Here is an 18963-nt window from a genome sequence, read left to right on the forward strand (position 1 = left end):
AAACTTTCGCCGCAAATGTCAGCCATATTTAGAGAATTGCGAAAGGCCGAACGGATTTAACCGCACGGCCTTACAGATCAATATCTGGCGCAAACAATGCGCCCTCACATTACCACTTAATTTGCTGGCTCAAATTCAGGCAATGGCGTGAGCCCGAGACTTGCCGGATCAGCAAATGCCGTGTTGGTGGCAGCACTGAAATTGGCATATTCAAAAAAGTTCGCCCAAGCGTAGATATTGTTGGCCAGTTTCTGATCAATCTGGCCCGGATTGGCCGCCATATATTCCACCAAAAAATTCCCCATCGCATAGGCACCGCTAGGGTCATTATTACCTGTGATCCAGCCGCCATAAACATTCTGCGACGTTGGCGTATTCATCTGCGATGCCAGCCACGCCCAAAGATATTCGCAAGGCAGCATAACAATGATGGCATAAATGGGATCATATTTTGTCACCACATTATGCTCAAATTGGGAGTAAGCCTTAGTGATTTCTGGCGGGGAGATATCAGCCGCACTTGCCACATGCCATGTGTCGGGGAACGTAGCATTATATTTTTGATAGCCCGCAAACTTTTTCAGCAAAAAGGCCTGGAGTGCAGAACCCGCTGGCGCTTGACCCGCCGCATATTGATAATCATCCGCGCCATTATAGCAATAATAAGCATCCGCCACATTATAGCCGCCATAAACATTCGGATCTAACAATCCACTATTGATGCCCTGCAAATAAGAAAGGTTCAAAGTGGCCTGCGCATTTTGCTGCACAATATTTTGATTCCACATCTCCCAAAACAATGAATTTGCGGGCGGTGGCGCTGTTGATAATGAAAAGTCTTTCGCCAGTTCAGCGATGTCACCAATCGATCTGTTATTTCTCAAAACAAATATCCTCAATCTAAATTTAAAAAATCAATATTTCAGCCGTAATGCGGCTATCTTGGCGCGCAAGTTTGGCGGTATATAGGTCGTAATAAAACCCATCACGCTGGCCAAATACGGCCATATGAGATTGAACCAGAGCATTCCGTGCCAACCAACAATTCATTGCCGATGCGGTTAAGAAACAGTTTGGCAACTGCGCAGCCTATTTGCGCTTTGGTAAGCGATCGGTGCTATAATTTGGCCAGAAACCGGATTAGGCAAATTGATGGCGTTTGAAACCACACATTCAAAAGAAGTTGGCAAGTGGCGTACCATGTGGCTCGATGAGCTTGGTTCCTTGCGCCGTTTGTCAGAGCAAACCTTGATTGCTTACGACCACGATTTGGAGCAATTGTTTCAATTCCTCGTCGGCCATTTTGGCGAACCTGTACAAACCAAACATTTGCGCGACATGACGCCAACGGATTGGCGCGCTTTTTTGGCCCACAAGCGCAGCAATGGCGCCAAAAACCGCTCCATTGCTCGCAGCCTTTCTGCGCTGAAAAGCTTCTACAAGTTTTTGGCAAAAGAAGGCTGGGCGACACCAGATAGCTTAAACGCCATTCGCGCGCCAAAAAAAGATCAGTCCCTGCCCAAAGCCCTGACCGCGATTGATGCAAAACGCCTGATTGAAGATGGCGACATTTTAGATGAAGAACCGTGGATCGCCGCGCGAGACATTGCGGTAATGGCCCTTTGCTATGGCGGCGGGTTGCGGATTGCCGAAGCCTTGTCGCTCACCCCGTCTGATATTGAAGGCAAAGACGGTTTGCGCATCACCGGCAAGGGCGGCAAGGTTCGCATGGTACCGATGATCAAAGCCATCCATGACGCCATTGAAGATTATTGCAGCAAATGCCCATACAGCCCTGGCCCGAAAGACGCACTGTTTCGCGGCGCTCGCGGCGGCCCTTTGCGCGCCCGATTGGTGCAACTGAAAATGCAAAAGCTGCGCGCCGCCTTTGGCCTACCAGCCAGTGCAACGCCCCACGCGTTGCGCCATTCCTTCGCCACCCATCTGCTGGGCGCTGGCGGCGATCTTCGCGCCATTCAAGAATTGCTGGGCCACGCATCCCTGTCGACAACACAAATCTACACTAAGGTCGATAGCGCCTATCTGATGGAAGCCTATTTAAAAGCCCATCCCCGCTCCTAACGAACTGCAATTAACTGGACGGTGCACCATAAACCCGACTTGCCTCAGCGCCGCGAGAGGCATTTACTTCACGGGTTAAATCTGTTGTGATCGTAACAGCACATCCAGCCAAGGTTTGTCCCCCATGTCCACATCTGCCGCGCCCAATCGCTTGTTGGGCTATTTTATTGGTGCTTTAGGCGCCAGCTTCTTTTCCACCAAAGGCATTGTGATTAAGCTCGCCCTTTTGGAAAATGTGGATGCGGTGACCACCCTCACCTGGCGGATGATCATTGCGGTGCCCTTTTTCGCAGTGATTGGCTATTTCGGCTATCGCAAGCAAAAAGCCGCCAATGGCGGCAAGTCGGTTCTGAACTGGCGCACCACCGCAAAAATTTGCACGGTCGGTCTCATCGGCTATTATGTCGCCTCCTATCTGGATTTTGCGGGCCTCAATTATATTTCCGCCCAATTTGATCGGCTGATTCTGCTCACCTACCCCATCTTTGTGGTGGTCATTGGTGCCCTTTGGCAGCGCCGCAAAATCAGCGCCGCCGCCATGATCGCCTTGGGCGTTTCCTATGGCGGCCTGGCGATCATCTTTGCGCATGATATCCAGCTTGAAGGGCAAAACACGGTGATCGGCGCATTGCTGGTGCTGGGCGCCGCGTTGGCCTTTGCTATTTATCAGCTGCTGGCCAAGCCATTGATTGACCAAGTGGGCGCACGCCTCTTCACCTCCATCGCCATGAGCGCCGCTGGCGGCATGGTGATCATTCATTTCCTTGCCACCCACGAATTTGCTGATCTCATCCTGTCGCAAAAGGCCATGTGGCTGATGCTGGCCATCGGCACCATTTCAACCGTCGCACCTGCCTATTTGATCGCCATTTCCATTGGTATGGTGGGGCCGGAACCAACTGCGGTGCTCGGCAATGTGTCCACCATTGTCACCATCGTGCTCGCCATCACCATTTTGGGCGAACCCTTTTCGCTTTATCACGGCTTTGGCGCGGCGCTTGTTTTGTGCGGCGTGCTGCTGTTCACCCATATGGACCATCGCGCACAAAAACTGCCCGCTGGCGCAGCGCAACTCAAAAAACAGCCATAATGTAAATCCATTCTGCCCGTTCATTGCTCAAACAAAGTTGAAATTATGAAAAAGATTATTCTTACCAGCCTGTTGTTCAGCATTTCCGCCAGCGTCAGCTATGCCGCTTGCGACACGAGAAATCTGGTGGCGGAGTTGCAACAAAACGACCCAGCCACATATGACGCTTTGAAAGCAGAGGCCGATCAATATGCCAACTCAGAAGGTCTGTTCTGGGAAGTCTATCACGAAGATATGCCTTTCAAATCATATGTATTTGGCACGCTGCACAAAGCCGACCCTCGCGTTTTGAACCTGCCCGCCAATGTGCAAGCCGCGTTGGAAAGTGCTGACGTGGTGGCGGTCGAAATTGAAAATGCCGACGACCCAAGCGCCGTTGGCGCCGTAATTGGCAAAAGCCCGCAACTGATCCTGCAACCTCAAGGCGAAAGCCTGGCTGACGATCTGTCGTCAGAAACAGTTGCCGCTGTTGATGCTTATTTGAACGAGTTGGGCATGGACTTTGATATGCTCGCGCCGCTCCAACCTTGGATTGGGGCGTCCAGCCTTTCTTTCACCAAGTGCGATATGGAATGGGGCGGCCCCACCGCACAGGTTTTGGATGCACGTTTAATCGAATTGGCCAAATCGAAAGACATTCCCGTCGTCAGCTTGGAAACCATTGAGAGCCAGCTTGAAGCCATCTCATCCATCAATGAGCAAATGTTTATCCGCTCTATCGAAGATGTCGCCCGCCTTTATGAAGAAGGCATTTATGATGCCGTGCTGCAAACCATGAATGAGCTTTATCTCAAAGAACAGATCGGCATGATCATCCCGGTGCAATTGCACTATACCAGCCAGTATGAAGGCCAAGATGATGATTGGGCGGAGTTCCAAGAAGCCTTGCTGGATGCCCGAAATGAATTGATGGTCGAAAATGCCGGTCAGCTGATGGACGAACAATCCACCTTCGTCGCGGTCGGTGCCCTGCACCTCATCGGCGACACGGGCCTGATTGAAGGCCTCCGCAATTACGGCTTCGGCGTCCGTCGCATTCCATTGGAGCGTTAGGCAAATTGTCAAAAAGCTGGGACCGACAAGCACTAGACAGTTTGGCAGCCGCCACGACGGAAATTTATGAGCGCAACGCTGCCAAATTTGTCGCGCAACGCCCTCAAGAACCTATTGAAGCAAAATGGCTGGATCGCTTCTTGGTGTTGCTACCCGCCACACCCGATATTTTAGATCTAGGCTGCGGCGCTGGGCTGCCCATCGCAACCTATCTGACGCGAAAAGGCGCAAATATTGTTGGCATTGATGCCAGCCCGACGATGATAGACATGGCCCGCAAAAATCTGCATGACGCCAGTTTGCACCTCGCAGATATGCGGACCTTTGAAACTGAGCAAATGTTTGACGGTATTGTGGGATGGAACAGTTTTTTCCATCTCACCAAAAGTGAGCAGCGCGAGCTTCTCCCCAAATTAGCTAGCCGCCTAAGGCCAAATGGCGCCTTACTCCTCACCGTTGGCCCTGTCGACGACGAAGTGGTTGGTCAGGTCGGTGACGATGCCATATATCACGCCAGCCTTTCACCGAAAGAATATGAAGAGCGCCTTGCCGCCTGCGGCATGTCCATCGCAAATTTTGTGCCCGAAGATCCCGATTGCTATCAAATGACGATATTGCTGGCGCAGAAAAACTAAATAAAAATGCCGGGTCAAAAACCCGGCATTTCCAAATTCAACACTGCGGCGCAGCTTACATATGAATGGTGCCATCACCACAGCCGAGGGCGGCTTCGCGCACAGCCTCAGACATGGTCGGGTGAGCATGGCAAGTCCGTGCCAAATCTTCGGCTGAACCACCAAATTCCATCAACACAGCGAGCTCGTGGATCATCTCGCCAGCGCCTTTGCCCACAATATGAGCACCCAGAACACGGTCTGTGTTTTTGTCAGCAATGATTTTCACTAAGCCATCAGTTGACAACATGGCTTTCGCCCGGCCATTGGCGGTGAATTGGAATTTCCCGATTTTATAGTCGATGCCCGCATCTTTGACTTCTTCTTCGGTTTTGCCGACAGAAGCCACTTCTGGGCTGGTGTACACAACGCCAGGGATTACGTCATAATTCACATGACCAGCTTGACCTGCCAAAATTTCAGCAATGGCTACGCCTTCATCTTCGGCTTTGTGTGCCAACATTGGGCCAACAACCACGTCACCAATGGCATAAATGCCGTCTACATTGGTTTTGTAATGATTGTCGATTTTCACGCGGCGGCGTTCATCCAGCTCAACACCAGCTTCTTCAAGGCCAAGGCCTTCAGTGTAAGGCGTACGGCCAATTGCCACCAACACCACATCAGCGTCCAACTCTTCAGCATCGCCGCCAGCAGCAGGCTCAACAGTCACTTTCAAGCTGTCGCCTGATTTGTCCACATTGGTCACTTTGGTGGAAAGCTTGAATTTGAAGCCCTGCTTTTTCAATGTGCGTTGGAAGTTTTTCGCCACTTCCCCGTCCATACCTGGCAAAATGCGGTCCAAAAATTCAACCACAGTCACTTCTGCGCCCAAACGTGACCAAACAGAGCCAAGCTCAAGGCCAATCACGCCCGCGCCCACAACGATCATTTTTTCTGGCACAGTTTCAAGATCAAGCGCACCCGTTGAGGTCACGACGCGCTTTTCATCAATCTCAATGCCCGGTAAGTTCGCTGAATCTGAACCGGTCGCAATAACAATGTTTTTGCTTTCGATTGTTTGGGTAGACCCATCATCTGCAGTCACTTTCACCTTGCCCGGTGCTTCAATGCTGCCCCAACCATGGAAAGGTGTGATTTTGTTCTTTTTAAACAAAAACTCGATGCCAGACGTGTTGCTTTTCACAGTGTCGTCTTTGTGCTTCAGCATCCCAGCCAAATCAACATTCAAGCCTTCAACCGCAATGCCCAATTTCGAAAAGTTGTGGCCAGCTTCTTCATAAAGCTCAGAGGCGTGCAACAAAGCTTTTGAAGGGATACACCCGATGTTCAAGCAGGTGCCGCCATGGGTTTCGCGTTTTTCAACAACCGCAACCTTCAGCCCCAATTGCGCTGCGCGAATGGCACAAACATAGCCGCCAGGGCCGGTGCCGATAATGGTGAGATCAAATTGTTCTGACATAAATGCCTCTCTTATTTTAAACCCTGTTGGAGGCGATCTTGCTCGCCTTCTTCATTCCTACCGTTGGGTCAGGGCCACCTTCGCGGCCATGCCAATCAAAACCATGCCCGTGGCGCGGTTAAACCATTTGCCCATGGCATAAAATCCGGCCCGCACCTTCGGGGTGGTGAAAAAAATCGCAACCAGCGAAAACCAGCTGAACAACACAAAGGCCATTGCCCCCACATAGCTAAATTGAATGTGGATCGGGGTAGATAGGCTCACCAATGTGGTGAACACCGATACGAAAAAGATCGTGGCCTTCGGGTTCAGCAAATTGGTCAAAAAGCCAATGCCGAAACTTTTAAAGATGCTCTGGCTCGCATCAATATGAGATACATCCATTTTGGCTGGTTCTGGTGCCGGCGCACGTAACGATTGGATGCCCAAATAAAGCAAATAGGCCGCGCCCAAAAACCGGATAATGTTAAAGGCCAAGATCGATTGGGAGATGATCAACCCGACGCCCAAAATGGTGTAAGTGGCGTGCACAAACACAGCCATGGCAATGCCTAAGCTGGTGAAAATGCCTGCCTTGCGGCCATTGGCGATGGATTGACGCAGCACCATGGTGAAATCAATGCCTGGCATAATAGCAGCCAAGCCAAAAACGGCCATAAGCCCCAAAAATTCTACCCAATAGGCCTGCATTGCGACGCGTCCCTAAAACTGCGTTTTGCCAACGCTTATTTAAAAAAGAGGCGCCATCAGCAGATCGCGCCTCTTCAATTAATTAAAGATCAAGCACCAAGCGCTGCGGATCTTCCAAGCTTTCTTTAATGCGCACCAAGAAAGTCACAGCTTCTTTGCCGTCAACAATCCGGTGGTCATATGAAAGCGCCAGATACATCATTGGCTTGATCACGATTTGGCCATTCTCAACCACAGGGCGCTCTTGAATTTTGTGCATGCCCAAAATGCCAGATTGTGGCGCGTTGAGAATTGGTGTGGACATCAAGGAGCCGTAAACACCACCATTTGAAATGGTGAACGTGCCGCCCTGCATGTCAGCCATAGACAATTCGCCATCCCGCGCAGCGCGACCCAAACGGCCAATTTCCTGCTCGATTTCAGCGATCGACATTTGGTCTGCGTCGCGCACAACAGGCACAACCAAGCCTTTATCTGTGCCCACAGCAACGCCAATATGCGCGAAGTTTTTATAGATGATGTCTGTGCCATCAATCTCCGCATTCACCGCAGGAATTTCTTTCAACGCATGACAAACTGCTTTGGTGAAAAAGCCCATAAAGCCAAGCTTCACGCCGTGTTTTTTCTCAAACAGATCTTTGTAAGATTTGCGCAAATCCATCACTGGCTTCATGTCCACCTCATTAAAGGTGGTCAACATGGCGGCGCTGTTTTGTGCATCCTTCAAACGACGCGCAATGGTTTGGCGCAAGCGAGTCATTTTCACACGCTCTTCGCCATCACCGGCTGCACGTGGGGCGGAAGCCGCTGCTTTTGGTGCTGCTTCTTGCTTTGCGCCCATATTGGACACAGCAGACATCACATCTTCTTTCAAGATTTGGCCACGCTTGCCAGAACCTTGCACATCACCAGCATCAACGCCTTTTTCTGTCATCATCTTTTGTGCAGATGGTGCAGGTGGCATTTCGCCAGAATCGCTGGTGCTTGGGGCGGCTGGTGCCGCTGCAGGCGCTGGGGCTGCCGCTGCAGCGCCTTCGCCAACGGCGATGCGCGCCAACACAGCGCCAACTTCAACGGTTTCACCGCTTTGCGCAACAATCTCAACAATCTTACCAGCTTGTGGCGCAGGCACATCCATGGCGGCTTTGTCTGTTTCCAACTCCACCACAGCTTCATCAGCTTCTACGCTGTCGCCAACTTGTTTGAACCATTCGCCCACATCTGCTTCCACAACAGATTCGCCTGAGCTTGGTACCAAAAGTTCAATAATTTCAGCGTCACCGCCAGATTTGTTTTCGTCAGCCATCGAAGCCTCGCTTGTCTCGGCATTATCATCATTGTCTTGCGCTTGAGGGGCAGCACCGTCGCCGGCGCCAATGGCGCCAATCAATGCACCAACCTCAACAGTTTCACCCACTTCGGCACTAATCGCTTCCAAAATGCCTGAGCTTGGCGCAGGCACTTCAATGGTCACTTTGTCCGTTTCCAGTTCAACAATCGGCTCATCAGCATTCACCTGATCGCCAACTTTTTTGAACCATTGGCCAATGGTGGCCTCTGTTACGCTTTCGCCCAAAGTGGGCACTTTAATTTCTTGGGACATATTACTTTCCAATCAATTCGCACTATTCGGCAAAAGCTTCATCCAAGAAGGCCTGCAATTGCGCCAAATGGTTGCGCATCAAACCTGTTGCTGTGGATGCAGAGGCAGCACGACCCACATAACGTGGCCGTTCACCCGCACGATCCATTTGCTCAAGCACCCATTCAACATAAGGCTGAATGAAGGCCCAGGCGCCCATATTTTTCGGCTCTTCCTGACACCATACAATTTCAGCATTTTTGAAGCGTGACAACTCATCATGCAATGCTTTTGCTGGGAACGGATAAAGCTGCTCCAACCGCATCAAATACACATCGTCAATGCCGCGCTTTTCACGATCTTCCAACAGATCGTAATAAACCTTGCCGGAACACAGCACCACGCGACGGATCTTATCATCTGATTGCAATTTAATTTCTGTTTGACCGCCCGGTGTCTCCGCATCATCCCACAACAAGCGGTGGAAAGTGGAGCTTGGGCCCATTTCTTCCAAAGAAGACACGCAGCGCTTATGGCGCAACAAGCTCTTTGGCGTCATCAAAATCAACGGCTTCCGGAATTCGCGGGTCAATTGACGGCGCAAAATATGGAAATAGTTCGCCGGTGTCGTACAGTTCGCCACTTGCATATTGTCTTCCGCACAAAGCTGCAAGAAACGCTCCAAACGGGCAGAAGAGTGCTCTGGTCCTTGGCCTTCATAACCATGTGGCAACATCATCACCAAGCCAGACATGCGCAACCATTTGCGTTCACCTGATGAGATGAACTGGTCGATCACAACTTGAGCGCCGTTCACAAAGTCACCAAACTGCGCTTCCCAGATGGTCAGCGCATTTGGCTCAGCCAATGAATAGCCATATTCAAAGCCCAACACGGCCTCTTCAGACAGCATTGAGTTGATCACTTCATAACGGGCTTGGCCGTCTTTGATATTGTTCAACGGCGTATACATGCGGCCATCGGCCTGATCATGCAACACAGTGTGCCGCTGCGAGAAGGTGCCGCGCTCACAATCTTGACCAGACAGGCGAACCGGATGCCCTTCGGTGACCAATGAGCCAAAGGCCAAGGCTTCACCAAGTGCCCAATCAATGCCTTCACCAGCATCGATCACTTTCTTACGGTTGTTCATAAAGCGCTTAATGGTCTTATGCGCCTCAAAACCTTCCGGAATTTCAGTGATTTTATTGCCGATTTCACGCAAGCGATCCACATCAACGCCGGAATTGCCGCGCCGTGCGCCATCTTCCGCATGCTTGATGTTTTTCCAAGCGCCATCCAACCAGTCAGCCTTGTTGGGCTTATACTCGTCACCAGCGGAAAATTCTTCTTCCAAATGGCTGCGCCAATCAGAAATGAACTGGTCCACTTCCTTTTCGCTCAACACCCCTTCGCTCACCAGCTTGTCAGCATAGATTTGCAACGTGGTTTTGTGCGAACGGATCGCTTTATACATTTGGGGCTGCGTAAATGACGGCTCGTCGCCCTCATTGTGGCCAAAGCGGCGGTAACAGATCATGTCGATCACCACCGGCTTTTTAAACTTCTGACGATATTCCACCGCAATTTTCGCAGCGAAAGTCACCGCTTCCGGATCATCACCATTCACATGGAACACCGGCGCTTCAATCATCTTCGCCACATCTGTGGGGTAAGGTGAAGAGCGTGAATACATTGGGGCCGTGGTAAAGCCGATTTGGTTGTTGATCACAAAGTGGATCGAGCCGCCTGTGCGGTGGCCTTTAAGGCCAGACAAGCCAAAACACTCAGCCACAACACCCTGGCCCGCAAACGCCGCGTCACCATGCAACAGCAAGGGCAGCACGGATGAGCGGTCGGTTTTCTTTGGCGGCACGAAAATGCCGTCTTCGGCATTGTGCTGGTCTTGCTTGGCACGTGCTTTACCCAAAACAACTGGGTTCACAATTTCCAAGTGAGATGGGTTAGCGGTCAGCGACAAGTGCACATTATTGCCATCAAATTCACGGTCAGATGACGCCCCAAGGTGATATTTCACATCGCCTGAGCCTTCCACATCATCAGGATGTGGCGCGCCGCCTTTAAATTCGTGGAACAAGGCGCGGTGTGTTTTGCCCATCACTTGGGTCAAAACGTTCAAGCGACCGCGGTGGGCCATGCCCAACACAATGTCTTTCACGCCCAAAGCACCGCCGCGCTTAATGATCTGCTCAAGCGCTGGGATCAGCGCTTCACCGCCATCAAGGCCAAACCGTTTGGTGCCGGTATATTTCACGTCCAAAAACTTCTCAAAGCCTTCCGCTTCGATCAGCTTTTTCAAAATCGCAACTTTACCTTCTTGTGTGAAGGCAATTTCCTTGTCCGGCCCTTCAATCCGCTCCTGCAGCCAGCCTTTGGCTTCAGGGTCAGAGATGTGCATAAATTCAATGCCGAAGGTCGAGCAATAGGTGCGCTGCAAGATTTCAAGCATTTCTGGGATGGTGGCATATTCAAGCCCCAAATAGAAATCGATGAAGATCTTGCGATCATAATCTTTTTCGCTGAAGCCATAAGAGGCGGGGTCAAGCTCTGGTGCATCTGCCTTGCCTGACAAGTTCAGCGGATCCAAATCAGCATGCAAATGGCCGCGCATCCGATAAGCGCGGATCATCATAATGGCATGGATAGAGTCGCGTGTTGCCTGCTGCACTTGGCTTGGGTCGATGGAAACGCCTTTGGCTTTGGCGTTCTCAATCGCGGCTTTTTCAGCCTTGGCTTCAAATCGGCCCCAATCGCCATCAAGGGCAGCAACCAATTCGCCGCCTTCGGCCCGTGGCCAATCTGTGCGCTCCCAAGATGGACCAGACGCGCTTTTCTTCACATCTTCTGCATTGTCCTTGAGCTCAGCAAAAAAAGACCGCCATGTCTCGTCAACACTGGCGGGATTCTCCTGATATTTGGCGTATAGCTCTTCAATATAGTCGGCATTGCCGCCATAGAGAAAAGATGTGAGCAGAAACGCTGAGTTCTGTTCTTGTCGTGTCATTGACCTGCCTGGCGAGGAGTGGCCTCGTCGTCCCCTATTCCAACAAAATTTGCAGCTGTCACGAGCTGCGTGCCATTTGAGTATCGCGCGGGAGGCGTTAGGTTTCGATTAACGCTAAACCCGCGCGGTACTTAGATAATTTAGCCCTTGAGAACCTCAAGAAGCGTTTCACCGATTTTCGCTGGTGAGCGAGACACTTTAATGCCTGCATCTTCCATGGCGGCGATTTTGTCTTCCGCGCCACCTTTACCACCAGAAATCACAGCACCGGCATGACCCATGGTACGGCCTGGAGGCGCAGTTAGACCAGCGATAAAGCCAGCCATTGGCTTTGAGCGGCCTTTTTTGGCTTCCTGCTTGATGAATTCAGCGGCTTCTTCTTCCGCAGAACCACCAATTTCACCGATCATGATGATGCTTTCGGTTTCATCATCGTCCAAGAACATGTCGAGCATGTCGATAAATTCAGTGCCCTTCACTGGGTCACCGCCAATACCCACAGCAGTGGATTGGCCAAGGCCAGCATTGGTGGTTTGGAACACAGCTTCATAAGTCAATGTGCCTGAACGTGACACAATGCCCACTGAACCTTTTGAGAAAATGTTGCCTGGCATGATGCCGATTTTACATTCGTTAGGTGTCAAAACGCCTGGGCAGTTTGGACCGATCAAACGTGAGTTTGATTTCTCAAGCGCAGCTTTCACCTTCACCATGTCCATCACAGGCACGCCTTCAGTGATACAAACGATCAATTCAATCTCAGCTTCAATCGCTTCCATAATCGCTGCGGCTGCGCCTGCAGGTGGCACATAAACAACAGATGCATTTGCGCCTGTTTCTTTTTTGCCTTCAGCAACAGTTGCAAACACTGGCAAATCAGCCGTGCCGCCATCAACATTGCCGGTCCAAGTTTCGCCACCCTTTTTCGGGTGAATGCCGCCAACCATTTTGGTGCCGTGATAAGCAAGCGCTTGCTCGGTGTGGAACGTACCTGTTTTACCTGTCAGGCCTTGAACCAACACTTTTGTATCTTTGTTGATCAAAATTGACATGACTTACGCTCCTTTAACTGCAGCAACAATTTTCTGCGCTGCATCATCTAGGTCATCTGCGGGAATCACGTTCAAGCCGCTCTCTTCGATGAGCTTCTTGCCTTCCGCCACTTTAGTGCCCTCAAGGCGCACAACCAATGGCACGTTCAAGCCCACTTCTTTCACAGCGGTCAAAACGCCTTCTGCGATCACGTCGCAGCGCATAATGCCACCAAAAATGTTGACCAAAATGCCTTTTACACTTGGGTCAGCTGTGATGATTTTAAAGGCTGCAGTCACTTTTTCAGCGTTCGCACCGCCACCAACGTCAAGGAAGTTGGCAGGCTCTTCGCCATAAAGCTTGATGATGTCCATGGTCGACATGGCCAAGCCAGCGCCGTTCACCATGCACCCGATGGTGCCGTCCAAAGCGATGTAAGCCAAATCATATTTGCTGGCTTCAATCTCTTTTTCGTCTTCTTCGGTCAAATCGCGCAATTCAACAATGTCAGGATGACGGAACAACGCATTGCCATCAAAAGAAACTTTGGCATCCAACACGCGCAAATGACCGTCTTCCATAACGATCAGCGGGTTGATTTCCAAAAGGCTCATGTCTTTTTCAGTGAAGGCTTTATAAAGGATCGGGAACAATTTCATGCCATCGGCACGGGCATCCCCATCCAATTTCAATGCATCACAAATGGCAGAAGCATCTGCTTCAGTTACGCCTGTATCCGGATCAATCGGCAGATTGTGGATTTTCTCAGGTGTTTCTTCCGCAACCGCTTCAATGTCCATGCCGCCTTCTGTTGAGGCAACAAAAGCCACGCGGCCAGTTGTGCGGTCGACCAACAAAGAAAGATACAGTTCGCGATCAATATCCGCGCCATCTTCCAAATAAAGTTGGTTCACCTGCTTGCCAGCAGGACCAGTTTGCTTGGTCACCAAGGTGTTGCCGAGCATCTCGTCAACATGGGCTTGCATTTCGTCCAGATTGAACGCCAAACGCACGCCGCCTTTGGCGTCTTCTGGCAATTCTTTGAACTTGCCTTTACCACGGCCACCAGCATGAATTTGGCTTTTTACCACCCACAATGGGCCGCCCAATTCTTCAGCTGCTTTGCGCGCTTCTTCTTTTGAAAAGATCGGAATACCTTTGGCCACAGGCGCGCCATAGGAGGCCAAGAGCTTCTTAGCCTGATATTCATGAATGTTCATCGCATCACTCCGTTGGTTTCGCGATTTAGTTTAAGGGCGCGCTTTACGCCAATTTCGGTGCAATTTTCTTGCACGCCTCAACAAGGCCGTCGACTGATGCGACAGATTTGTCGAACATGGTTTGCTCAGATTTGCTCAATGAAATCTCAACAACTTTTTCAACGCCGTCAGCGCCAATCACAGTTGGCACACCAACATACATGCCCTTCACGCCAAACTCGCCTTTCAGGTAAGCGGCACAAGGCAATACGCGTTTTTTGTCTTTCAAGTAGCTTTCAGCCATTGCAATGGCAGAAGTTGCTGGCGCGTAGAAAGCTGAACCTGTTTTCAACAAGCCCACAATTTCAGCACCGCCATCACGGGTGCGCTGAACGATTTCTTCCAAACGCTCTTTGGTGATCCAGCCCATTTTCACAAGGTCGGTCAATGGAATGCCGGCAACAGTTGAATAGCGGGTCAAGGGCACCATTGTGTCGCCATGGCCACCAAGCACAAATGCGGTCACGTCTTGTACGGATACGTTGAACTCATCCGCGATGAAGTGACGGAAGCGAGAGCTGTCCAAAACGCCAGCCATGCCCACAACTTTGTTGGCAGGCAAACCAGAAAAGCGCTGCAACGCCCAAACCATCGCATCAAGCGGGTTGGTGATACAGATCACGAATGCATCTGGCGCATATTTGGCGATACCTGCGCCAACCTGCTCCATAACTTTCAAGTTGATTTCCAACAAATCATCGCGGCTCATGCCAGGCTTGCGCGGCACACCAGCGGTCACGATCACAACGTCCGCGCCAGCGATGTCTTTATATTCGGAAGTGCCTTTAAGGCGGCTGTCATAACCGTCTACCGGCGCTGATTGCGCCAAATCAAGCGCCTTACCTTGCGGCACACCGTCAACAATATCAAACAAGGTTACGTCACCAAGTTCTTTCGCGGCAGCCAAGTGAGCCAAGGTGCCACCGATCTGTCCGGCGCCGATCAGAGCGATTTTTTTACGAGCCATTTCCCAAGTTTCCCTATAGGTAAAGTAAGTTGTTTCCAATCCCTCAATAGCGCTAAGTGACTAGTTGTGCAAGTGAACCCTTCGTATAAGTTGATGCACAAATTGCGTTCAATTTCTGCGCAATTGGTCTAGGCCGGGTTCTCTTCTGCCTCTTCCACATCATTAAGCGGGGCGCCCAAATATTCAAGGGAGCGCATTTCCATCAACCGCGACAATGTTCTTTGAAATTCAAAAGCTGTTTTGTCGTCGCCACTTAACTCTTCCAACGGCGCGGCAAAAGACGCGGCTAGCTTGCAGCCACGGTCATACAATGTGTCAATTAAAAGGATAAACCGCTTCGCTGCATCGCTGCGTGCGCGGTCAAGATAAGGAATCTCATCTATAATAAAGGTGTGGTAATGGTGGGAAAGTCGCAAGTAATCCCGCGATCCCAATGGCGCTTCACATAGTTGTTTAAAGCCGATTCGCATCACGCCAAGCGCCTGATGCGGCACCTCAAAGCGACGCCCCTGCAAATCAATAATTTCCGCATCCCCAACCTGGCCGCCCGTCAAATTATTCCAAACACGGTCCAATCCTTTGCGCGCGGCATCATCATGACCGAAGAAATAAATTGGCTGCTCTTCTAGCTTTTCCCGGCGATAATCATGGTCCACATCCAGCCGCAACACATCTGTCCTTTGTTGCAGCAAGTCGATGAAGGGCAAGAAGAGTTGACGGTTCAACCCGTTTTTATAAAGCCCCTCTGGTGGCACGTTAGACGTGGCCACCACCACAATGCCAGCCTCGAACAACTGGCCGAACAGGCGCGACAGCAACATCGCATCGGTGATGTCATTAACGTGAAATTCGTCAAAACACAGCAATTTCACTTTATCAATGATCGGCGCCGTCACATAAGGGATCGGGTCACGCCGTCCACGATCTTTGCCTTCATTCTGCTTGCGAAAATCAGTGATGGCCTCATGAACTTCCGCCATAAATTCGTGGAAGTGCACCCGCCGCTTCTTTTCAACCTCAATATGGTTGAAAAACAAATCCATCAGCATGGTTTTGCCGCGGCCAACTTCGCCCCAGATATAAAGCCCTTTTGGCGCTTCATCCGCGTGGTTCTGCCCTAACAAGCGTTGAAATAGATTTGGCTTTTGCTGCTGATGTTCGCGCAACTGCGCAGCAAGTTGATCGAAATGGCGCACAATATCAGCCTGCGCCGGATCAGGTTTAAGCACCTGATCAGCGACCAGCTTTTCATAATGCGCGAAAAATGACTGCCCCATAAAAGGCCTTTATTTGGCTGGAGGGATTATCCGACCATGGAAACGCCTTGGCCACCCGCCATGGTGCCCACAAAGCGATCACCATTTTGCAGCAGATTGCCGATCATTTGCCCTTGCTCATTAAACAATTGCACCTGATTGCCTGCCAATTGCCAAGAGCTGACAGCGGCCACAGCGGGCACCGCACAATTCGGAGCCGACGCGCGATAACGGCCTGTGGACCCTTTGGCAGATTGAGTGAGGTTCAAACGGCAGCTTTCTTCACCCGCCTGCACGGTCCACACGCCCAAAAGCTTGAGCACGGTCAGCGGCCCCGTCAAATCACGTCCCGCCACATTGGTATTCTCATTCACATCGTCAAGCGACACAAATGAGCCATCGCTTTCACCAAACAAAGATTCAGCTTGGCCATCCGTTGGTTGCGCACTGGCCAATTGCGGGTCTTGCGATTGGGGCTGGCTGCCATCAACTGGCGGCAACTCAGACTGGTTGACCGTACCCGTATTCACCGGGGTCAATTGTTGCGGGGGCGCAGAATTTCGGGAAGAAGACGAAAATGGCGAGCGCGTGGTTGTACATCCGGCAAGCGCGAAGACACCTGCAACGCACCCCAGTTGAACAAGTTTCACAAGATTTTTCGCCATGCACGGGTCTCCTTTGTGCGAAATGTTCTTTAGCCTGCTTGAAAAAGGTTAAAACGTTATCAACCATAATTTTGTCAAGCCCCAGCGCGCACAACGCGCTTCAATTGGGCGCAACAGGCCATCTTTTGTTCTAGTCAGGAATGTGGCGAGTTTACGTCTCGTCGTCGGATGTGTCGGAAAAACTGTCTTTTTTGAAGTCTTCGCGCAAGCTGTCCAGCAGCAATTTTGCGTCTTCCGCTTCACCTTCCGGCACCATAATGGGCACGCCGCTAGGGCCAATGGCCCCGGCGAAGCCCGCCAAACCCACTTCGTTCCCCTCAATCGGGTGAAACCCGTGTGACTTGAGCGCCAAGATCAGCAAGCGCGCTTCGCCCAAATCATCAATCTTTGCAATGGTGGTCAGGCCCATTGATTGCCCTTTCAAAAGAAAGCCGCCTGAAACGGCGGCTCCCACTTAGATTAAACGACGCGTTCAACCATCATTTTCTTGATCTCGCCAATCGCCTTCGCCGGGTTCAACCCTTTAGGACATGTGTTGGCGCAGTTCATGATGGTGTGGCAGCGGTAAAGGCGGAACGGATCTTCCAGATCGTCCAAGCGCTCCCCGGTCGCCTCATCACGGCTATCAATCAACCAGCGATAAGCTTGCAGCAAAACAGCTGGCCCCAAATAACGGTCGCCATTCCACCAATAGCTCGGGCAAGAAGTGGAGCAACATGCACACAAGATACACTCATAAAGACCGTCGAGCTTTTCGCGATCTTCCCGCGCTTGCAACCATTCGGTGCGCGGCTCAGGTGTTTTGGTTTGCAGCCACGGCTTAATGGAGCGGTGCTGGGCGTAGAAATTGGTCAAATCCGGCACCAAATCCTTCACCACAGGCATGTGCGGCAATGGATATACATTGATTGGGCCTTTAAACTCATCAATGCCTTTGGTACAGGCCAGCGTGTTCAGCCCGCCAATATTCATGGCGCAAGACCCGCAAATCCCCTCACGGCAGGACCGACGCAAAGTCAAAGTGGGGTCCACCTTGTCTTTAATGTACAAAAGCGCGTCCAACACCATCGGGCCGCAATCGTCCAAATCGACAAAATAAGTGTCGATACGCGGATTTTCGCCGCTATCTGGATCATAGCGATAAATGTGGAATTCCCGCACATTGCTGCCCGAAGGTTTCGGCCAGGTTTTACCCTTTTTGGGTTGCGAGTTTTTAGGCAGGGTCAATTGAACCATTTTTTAATCGGCTCCCTAATGCAAGTGCCGCTGCTCTTTGCGAATGACCAGCTTCAAACCTGACCAAATTGCATCAACAGCACAGACCTTGACATCAACAAGATCGGTTTGAAGCGCAAGCGCCCGCACCACATCTTCGGTGACATCTGTTTCAACTTTTGCAGCCCGTTTGGGCCATGAAATCCAAATCATGCCATCTGGCACAATCGCCCGCTCCAACAGCGGCATATTCTTCTCAAGCGCGGCTTTTTCTGTGGTAAAGCCATGCACCACATCAAATCGCGTGTCTTGTTCACCAAGCGCCGACCAATCCAACTCATTGATCAACGCAAATTCCCGCGCATCTTTAAGATCACCTTGGCTTTCCGGCAGGTTCAAAAACAAAACTTTGTGCCCGTCCTTCAACCCCAACTTTTTCGGCAATGGCGTGCCTGAATAACCCGCATTTGCCGACATGTTATGCCCCCCGCACAAAAGTTGCGGGGTAACTCACACCCGTTGAGATGGTGAAATCACCTTGATAGCGATATCTGGTTGCCGCCTCAAAAAGACCGATCTGGCTATTGTCTTTATCGAACAATGCAATTTTGCCATCGACCAACGCCCAACCCGCCACATTGCGCATGCCATTCACACATTTAGGTGTCGGCACCGCAAGCCGTTGGGACGCATCACCAGACTGATCAAACTTCAATTCAACCAAACAATCCCGATCCGCATTGTCGGCCAAAATCCAAAATCCAACCAAATCTTGCTCAGCATTGATCGATTGCGCTTGGCCAGCCACCAATGTGCCATTCGCGTCTTGGCGCGTTTCCGTGCCCGACGCTTCAACGCGGCGAGTGGCTGGTGCATCTGTTGCGACGCACCCTGCCAACAAGCTCGTTAAAACCCCGGCCATCAAAAATGTGCCAAGACGAAATTGCATA

At 51.0% G+C, this 18963-nt stretch carries 18 protein-coding genes; 4 read left to right on the forward strand and 14 right to left on the reverse strand.

Features of this window, described 5'->3' with window-relative positions; all coding sequences use genetic code 11:
• Positions 1–116: 116 nt before the first annotated feature.
• Complete coding sequence (locus ATL17_RS13420) at positions 117–884, reverse strand: TenA family protein (RefSeq protein ID WP_208111211.1); 768 nt, start codon at positions 882–884, stop codon at positions 117–119.
• Positions 885–1152: 268 nt separating this feature from the next.
• On the opposite strand from ATL17_RS13420, the gene ATL17_RS13425 reads away from it, so the two are divergent.
• The 4 genes from ATL17_RS13425 (at position 1153) to ATL17_RS13440 (ending at position 4860) form a co-directional block, all read left to right on the forward strand.
• The gene (locus tag ATL17_RS13425) at positions 1153–2082 is read left to right on the forward strand and encodes a tyrosine recombinase XerC (RefSeq protein WP_133573336.1); all 930 of its coding nucleotides are present in this window, start codon (positions 1153–1155) and stop codon (positions 2080–2082) included.
• Positions 2083–2206: 124 nt separating this feature from the next.
• Positions 2207–3172 carry a DMT family transporter gene (locus ATL17_RS13430; RefSeq protein WP_133573337.1) on the forward strand — a complete coding sequence of 322 codons (966 nt, stop codon included), beginning with the start codon at positions 2207–2209 and terminating at the stop codon, positions 3170–3172.
• A 45-nt stretch (positions 3173–3217) separates the two neighbouring features.
• Positions 3218–4225 (forward strand): TraB/GumN family protein, encoded by a 1008-nt coding sequence (locus ATL17_RS13435; protein WP_133573338.1) that lies wholly within the window; start codon positions 3218–3220, stop codon positions 4223–4225.
• Between the two features lie 5 nt (positions 4226–4230).
• On the forward strand, positions 4231–4860 hold the full coding sequence (locus tag ATL17_RS13440) for a class I SAM-dependent methyltransferase (RefSeq protein WP_133573339.1): 630 nt from the start codon (positions 4231–4233) through the stop codon (positions 4858–4860).
• Between the two features lie 55 nt (positions 4861–4915).
• Here the strand turns inward: ATL17_RS13440 and lpdA are convergent, their stop codons facing one another.
• The 13 genes from lpdA to ATL17_RS13505 all read right to left on the reverse strand — a co-directional run bounded on the left by lpdA (position 4916) and on the right by ATL17_RS13505 (position 18962).
• Positions 4916–6322 (reverse strand): dihydrolipoyl dehydrogenase, encoded by a 1407-nt coding sequence (lpdA, locus tag ATL17_RS13445; protein WP_133573340.1) that lies wholly within the window; start codon positions 6320–6322, stop codon positions 4916–4918.
• Between the two features lie 57 nt (positions 6323–6379).
• Complete coding sequence (locus tag ATL17_RS13450) at positions 6380–7012, reverse strand: LysE family translocator (RefSeq protein WP_133573341.1); 633 nt, start codon at positions 7010–7012, stop codon at positions 6380–6382.
• Between the two features lie 82 nt (positions 7013–7094).
• Positions 7095–8615, reverse strand: a complete 1521-nt coding sequence (odhB, locus tag ATL17_RS13455; RefSeq protein ID WP_133573342.1) for a 2-oxoglutarate dehydrogenase complex dihydrolipoyllysine-residue succinyltransferase — start codon at positions 8613–8615, stop codon at positions 7095–7097.
• 22 nt (positions 8616–8637) lie between these two features.
• Positions 8638–11619 (reverse strand): 2-oxoglutarate dehydrogenase E1 component, encoded by a 2982-nt coding sequence (locus ATL17_RS13460; RefSeq protein ID WP_133573343.1) that lies wholly within the window; start codon positions 11617–11619, stop codon positions 8638–8640.
• A 140-nt stretch (positions 11620–11759) separates the two neighbouring features.
• Positions 11760–12671, reverse strand: coding sequence for a succinate--CoA ligase subunit alpha (gene sucD, locus ATL17_RS13465; RefSeq protein WP_133573344.1), 912 nt, complete (start codon positions 12669–12671; stop codon positions 11760–11762).
• 3 nt (positions 12672–12674) lie between these two features.
• On the reverse strand, positions 12675–13871 hold the full coding sequence (gene sucC, locus ATL17_RS13470; protein WP_133573345.1) for an ADP-forming succinate--CoA ligase subunit beta: 1197 nt from the start codon (positions 13869–13871) through the stop codon (positions 12675–12677).
• A gap of 43 nt (positions 13872–13914) precedes the next feature.
• Positions 13915–14877: a malate dehydrogenase gene (mdh, locus tag ATL17_RS13475; protein WP_133573346.1), complete on the reverse strand. Its 963-nt coding sequence runs from the start codon at positions 14875–14877 to the stop codon at positions 13915–13917.
• A gap of 128 nt (positions 14878–15005) precedes the next feature.
• Entirely contained in the window at positions 15006–16154 is a 1149-nt protein-coding gene (gene zapE / locus ATL17_RS13480; RefSeq protein ID WP_133573347.1) for a cell division protein ZapE, read from the reverse strand.
• Positions 16155–16180: 26 nt separating this feature from the next.
• Entirely contained in the window at positions 16181–16798 is a 618-nt protein-coding gene (locus tag ATL17_RS13485; protein WP_133573348.1) for an AprI/Inh family metalloprotease inhibitor, read from the reverse strand.
• 151 nt (positions 16799–16949) lie between these two features.
• The gene (locus tag ATL17_RS13490; RefSeq protein ID WP_133573349.1) at positions 16950–17207 is read right to left on the reverse strand and encodes a hypothetical protein; all 258 of its coding nucleotides are present in this window, start codon (positions 17205–17207) and stop codon (positions 16950–16952) included.
• 50 nt (positions 17208–17257) lie between these two features.
• Positions 17258–18034, reverse strand: a complete 777-nt coding sequence (locus ATL17_RS13495) for a succinate dehydrogenase iron-sulfur subunit (RefSeq protein WP_133573350.1) — start codon at positions 18032–18034, stop codon at positions 17258–17260.
• 15 nt (positions 18035–18049) lie between these two features.
• Entirely contained in the window at positions 18050–18490 is a 441-nt protein-coding gene (locus tag ATL17_RS13500; RefSeq protein WP_133573351.1) for a DUF3052 domain-containing protein, read from the reverse strand.
• A 1-nt stretch (position 18491) separates the two neighbouring features.
• Positions 18492–18962: an AprI/Inh family metalloprotease inhibitor gene (locus ATL17_RS13505; protein WP_166639044.1), complete on the reverse strand. Its 471-nt coding sequence runs from the start codon at positions 18960–18962 to the stop codon at positions 18492–18494.
• Between the last annotated feature and the right edge of the window lies 1 nt (position 18963).

Source organism: Maritalea mobilis (assembly GCF_004363175.1).
GTDB classification, from domain to species: Bacteria; Pseudomonadota; Alphaproteobacteria; order Rhizobiales; family Devosiaceae; genus Maritalea; species Maritalea mobilis.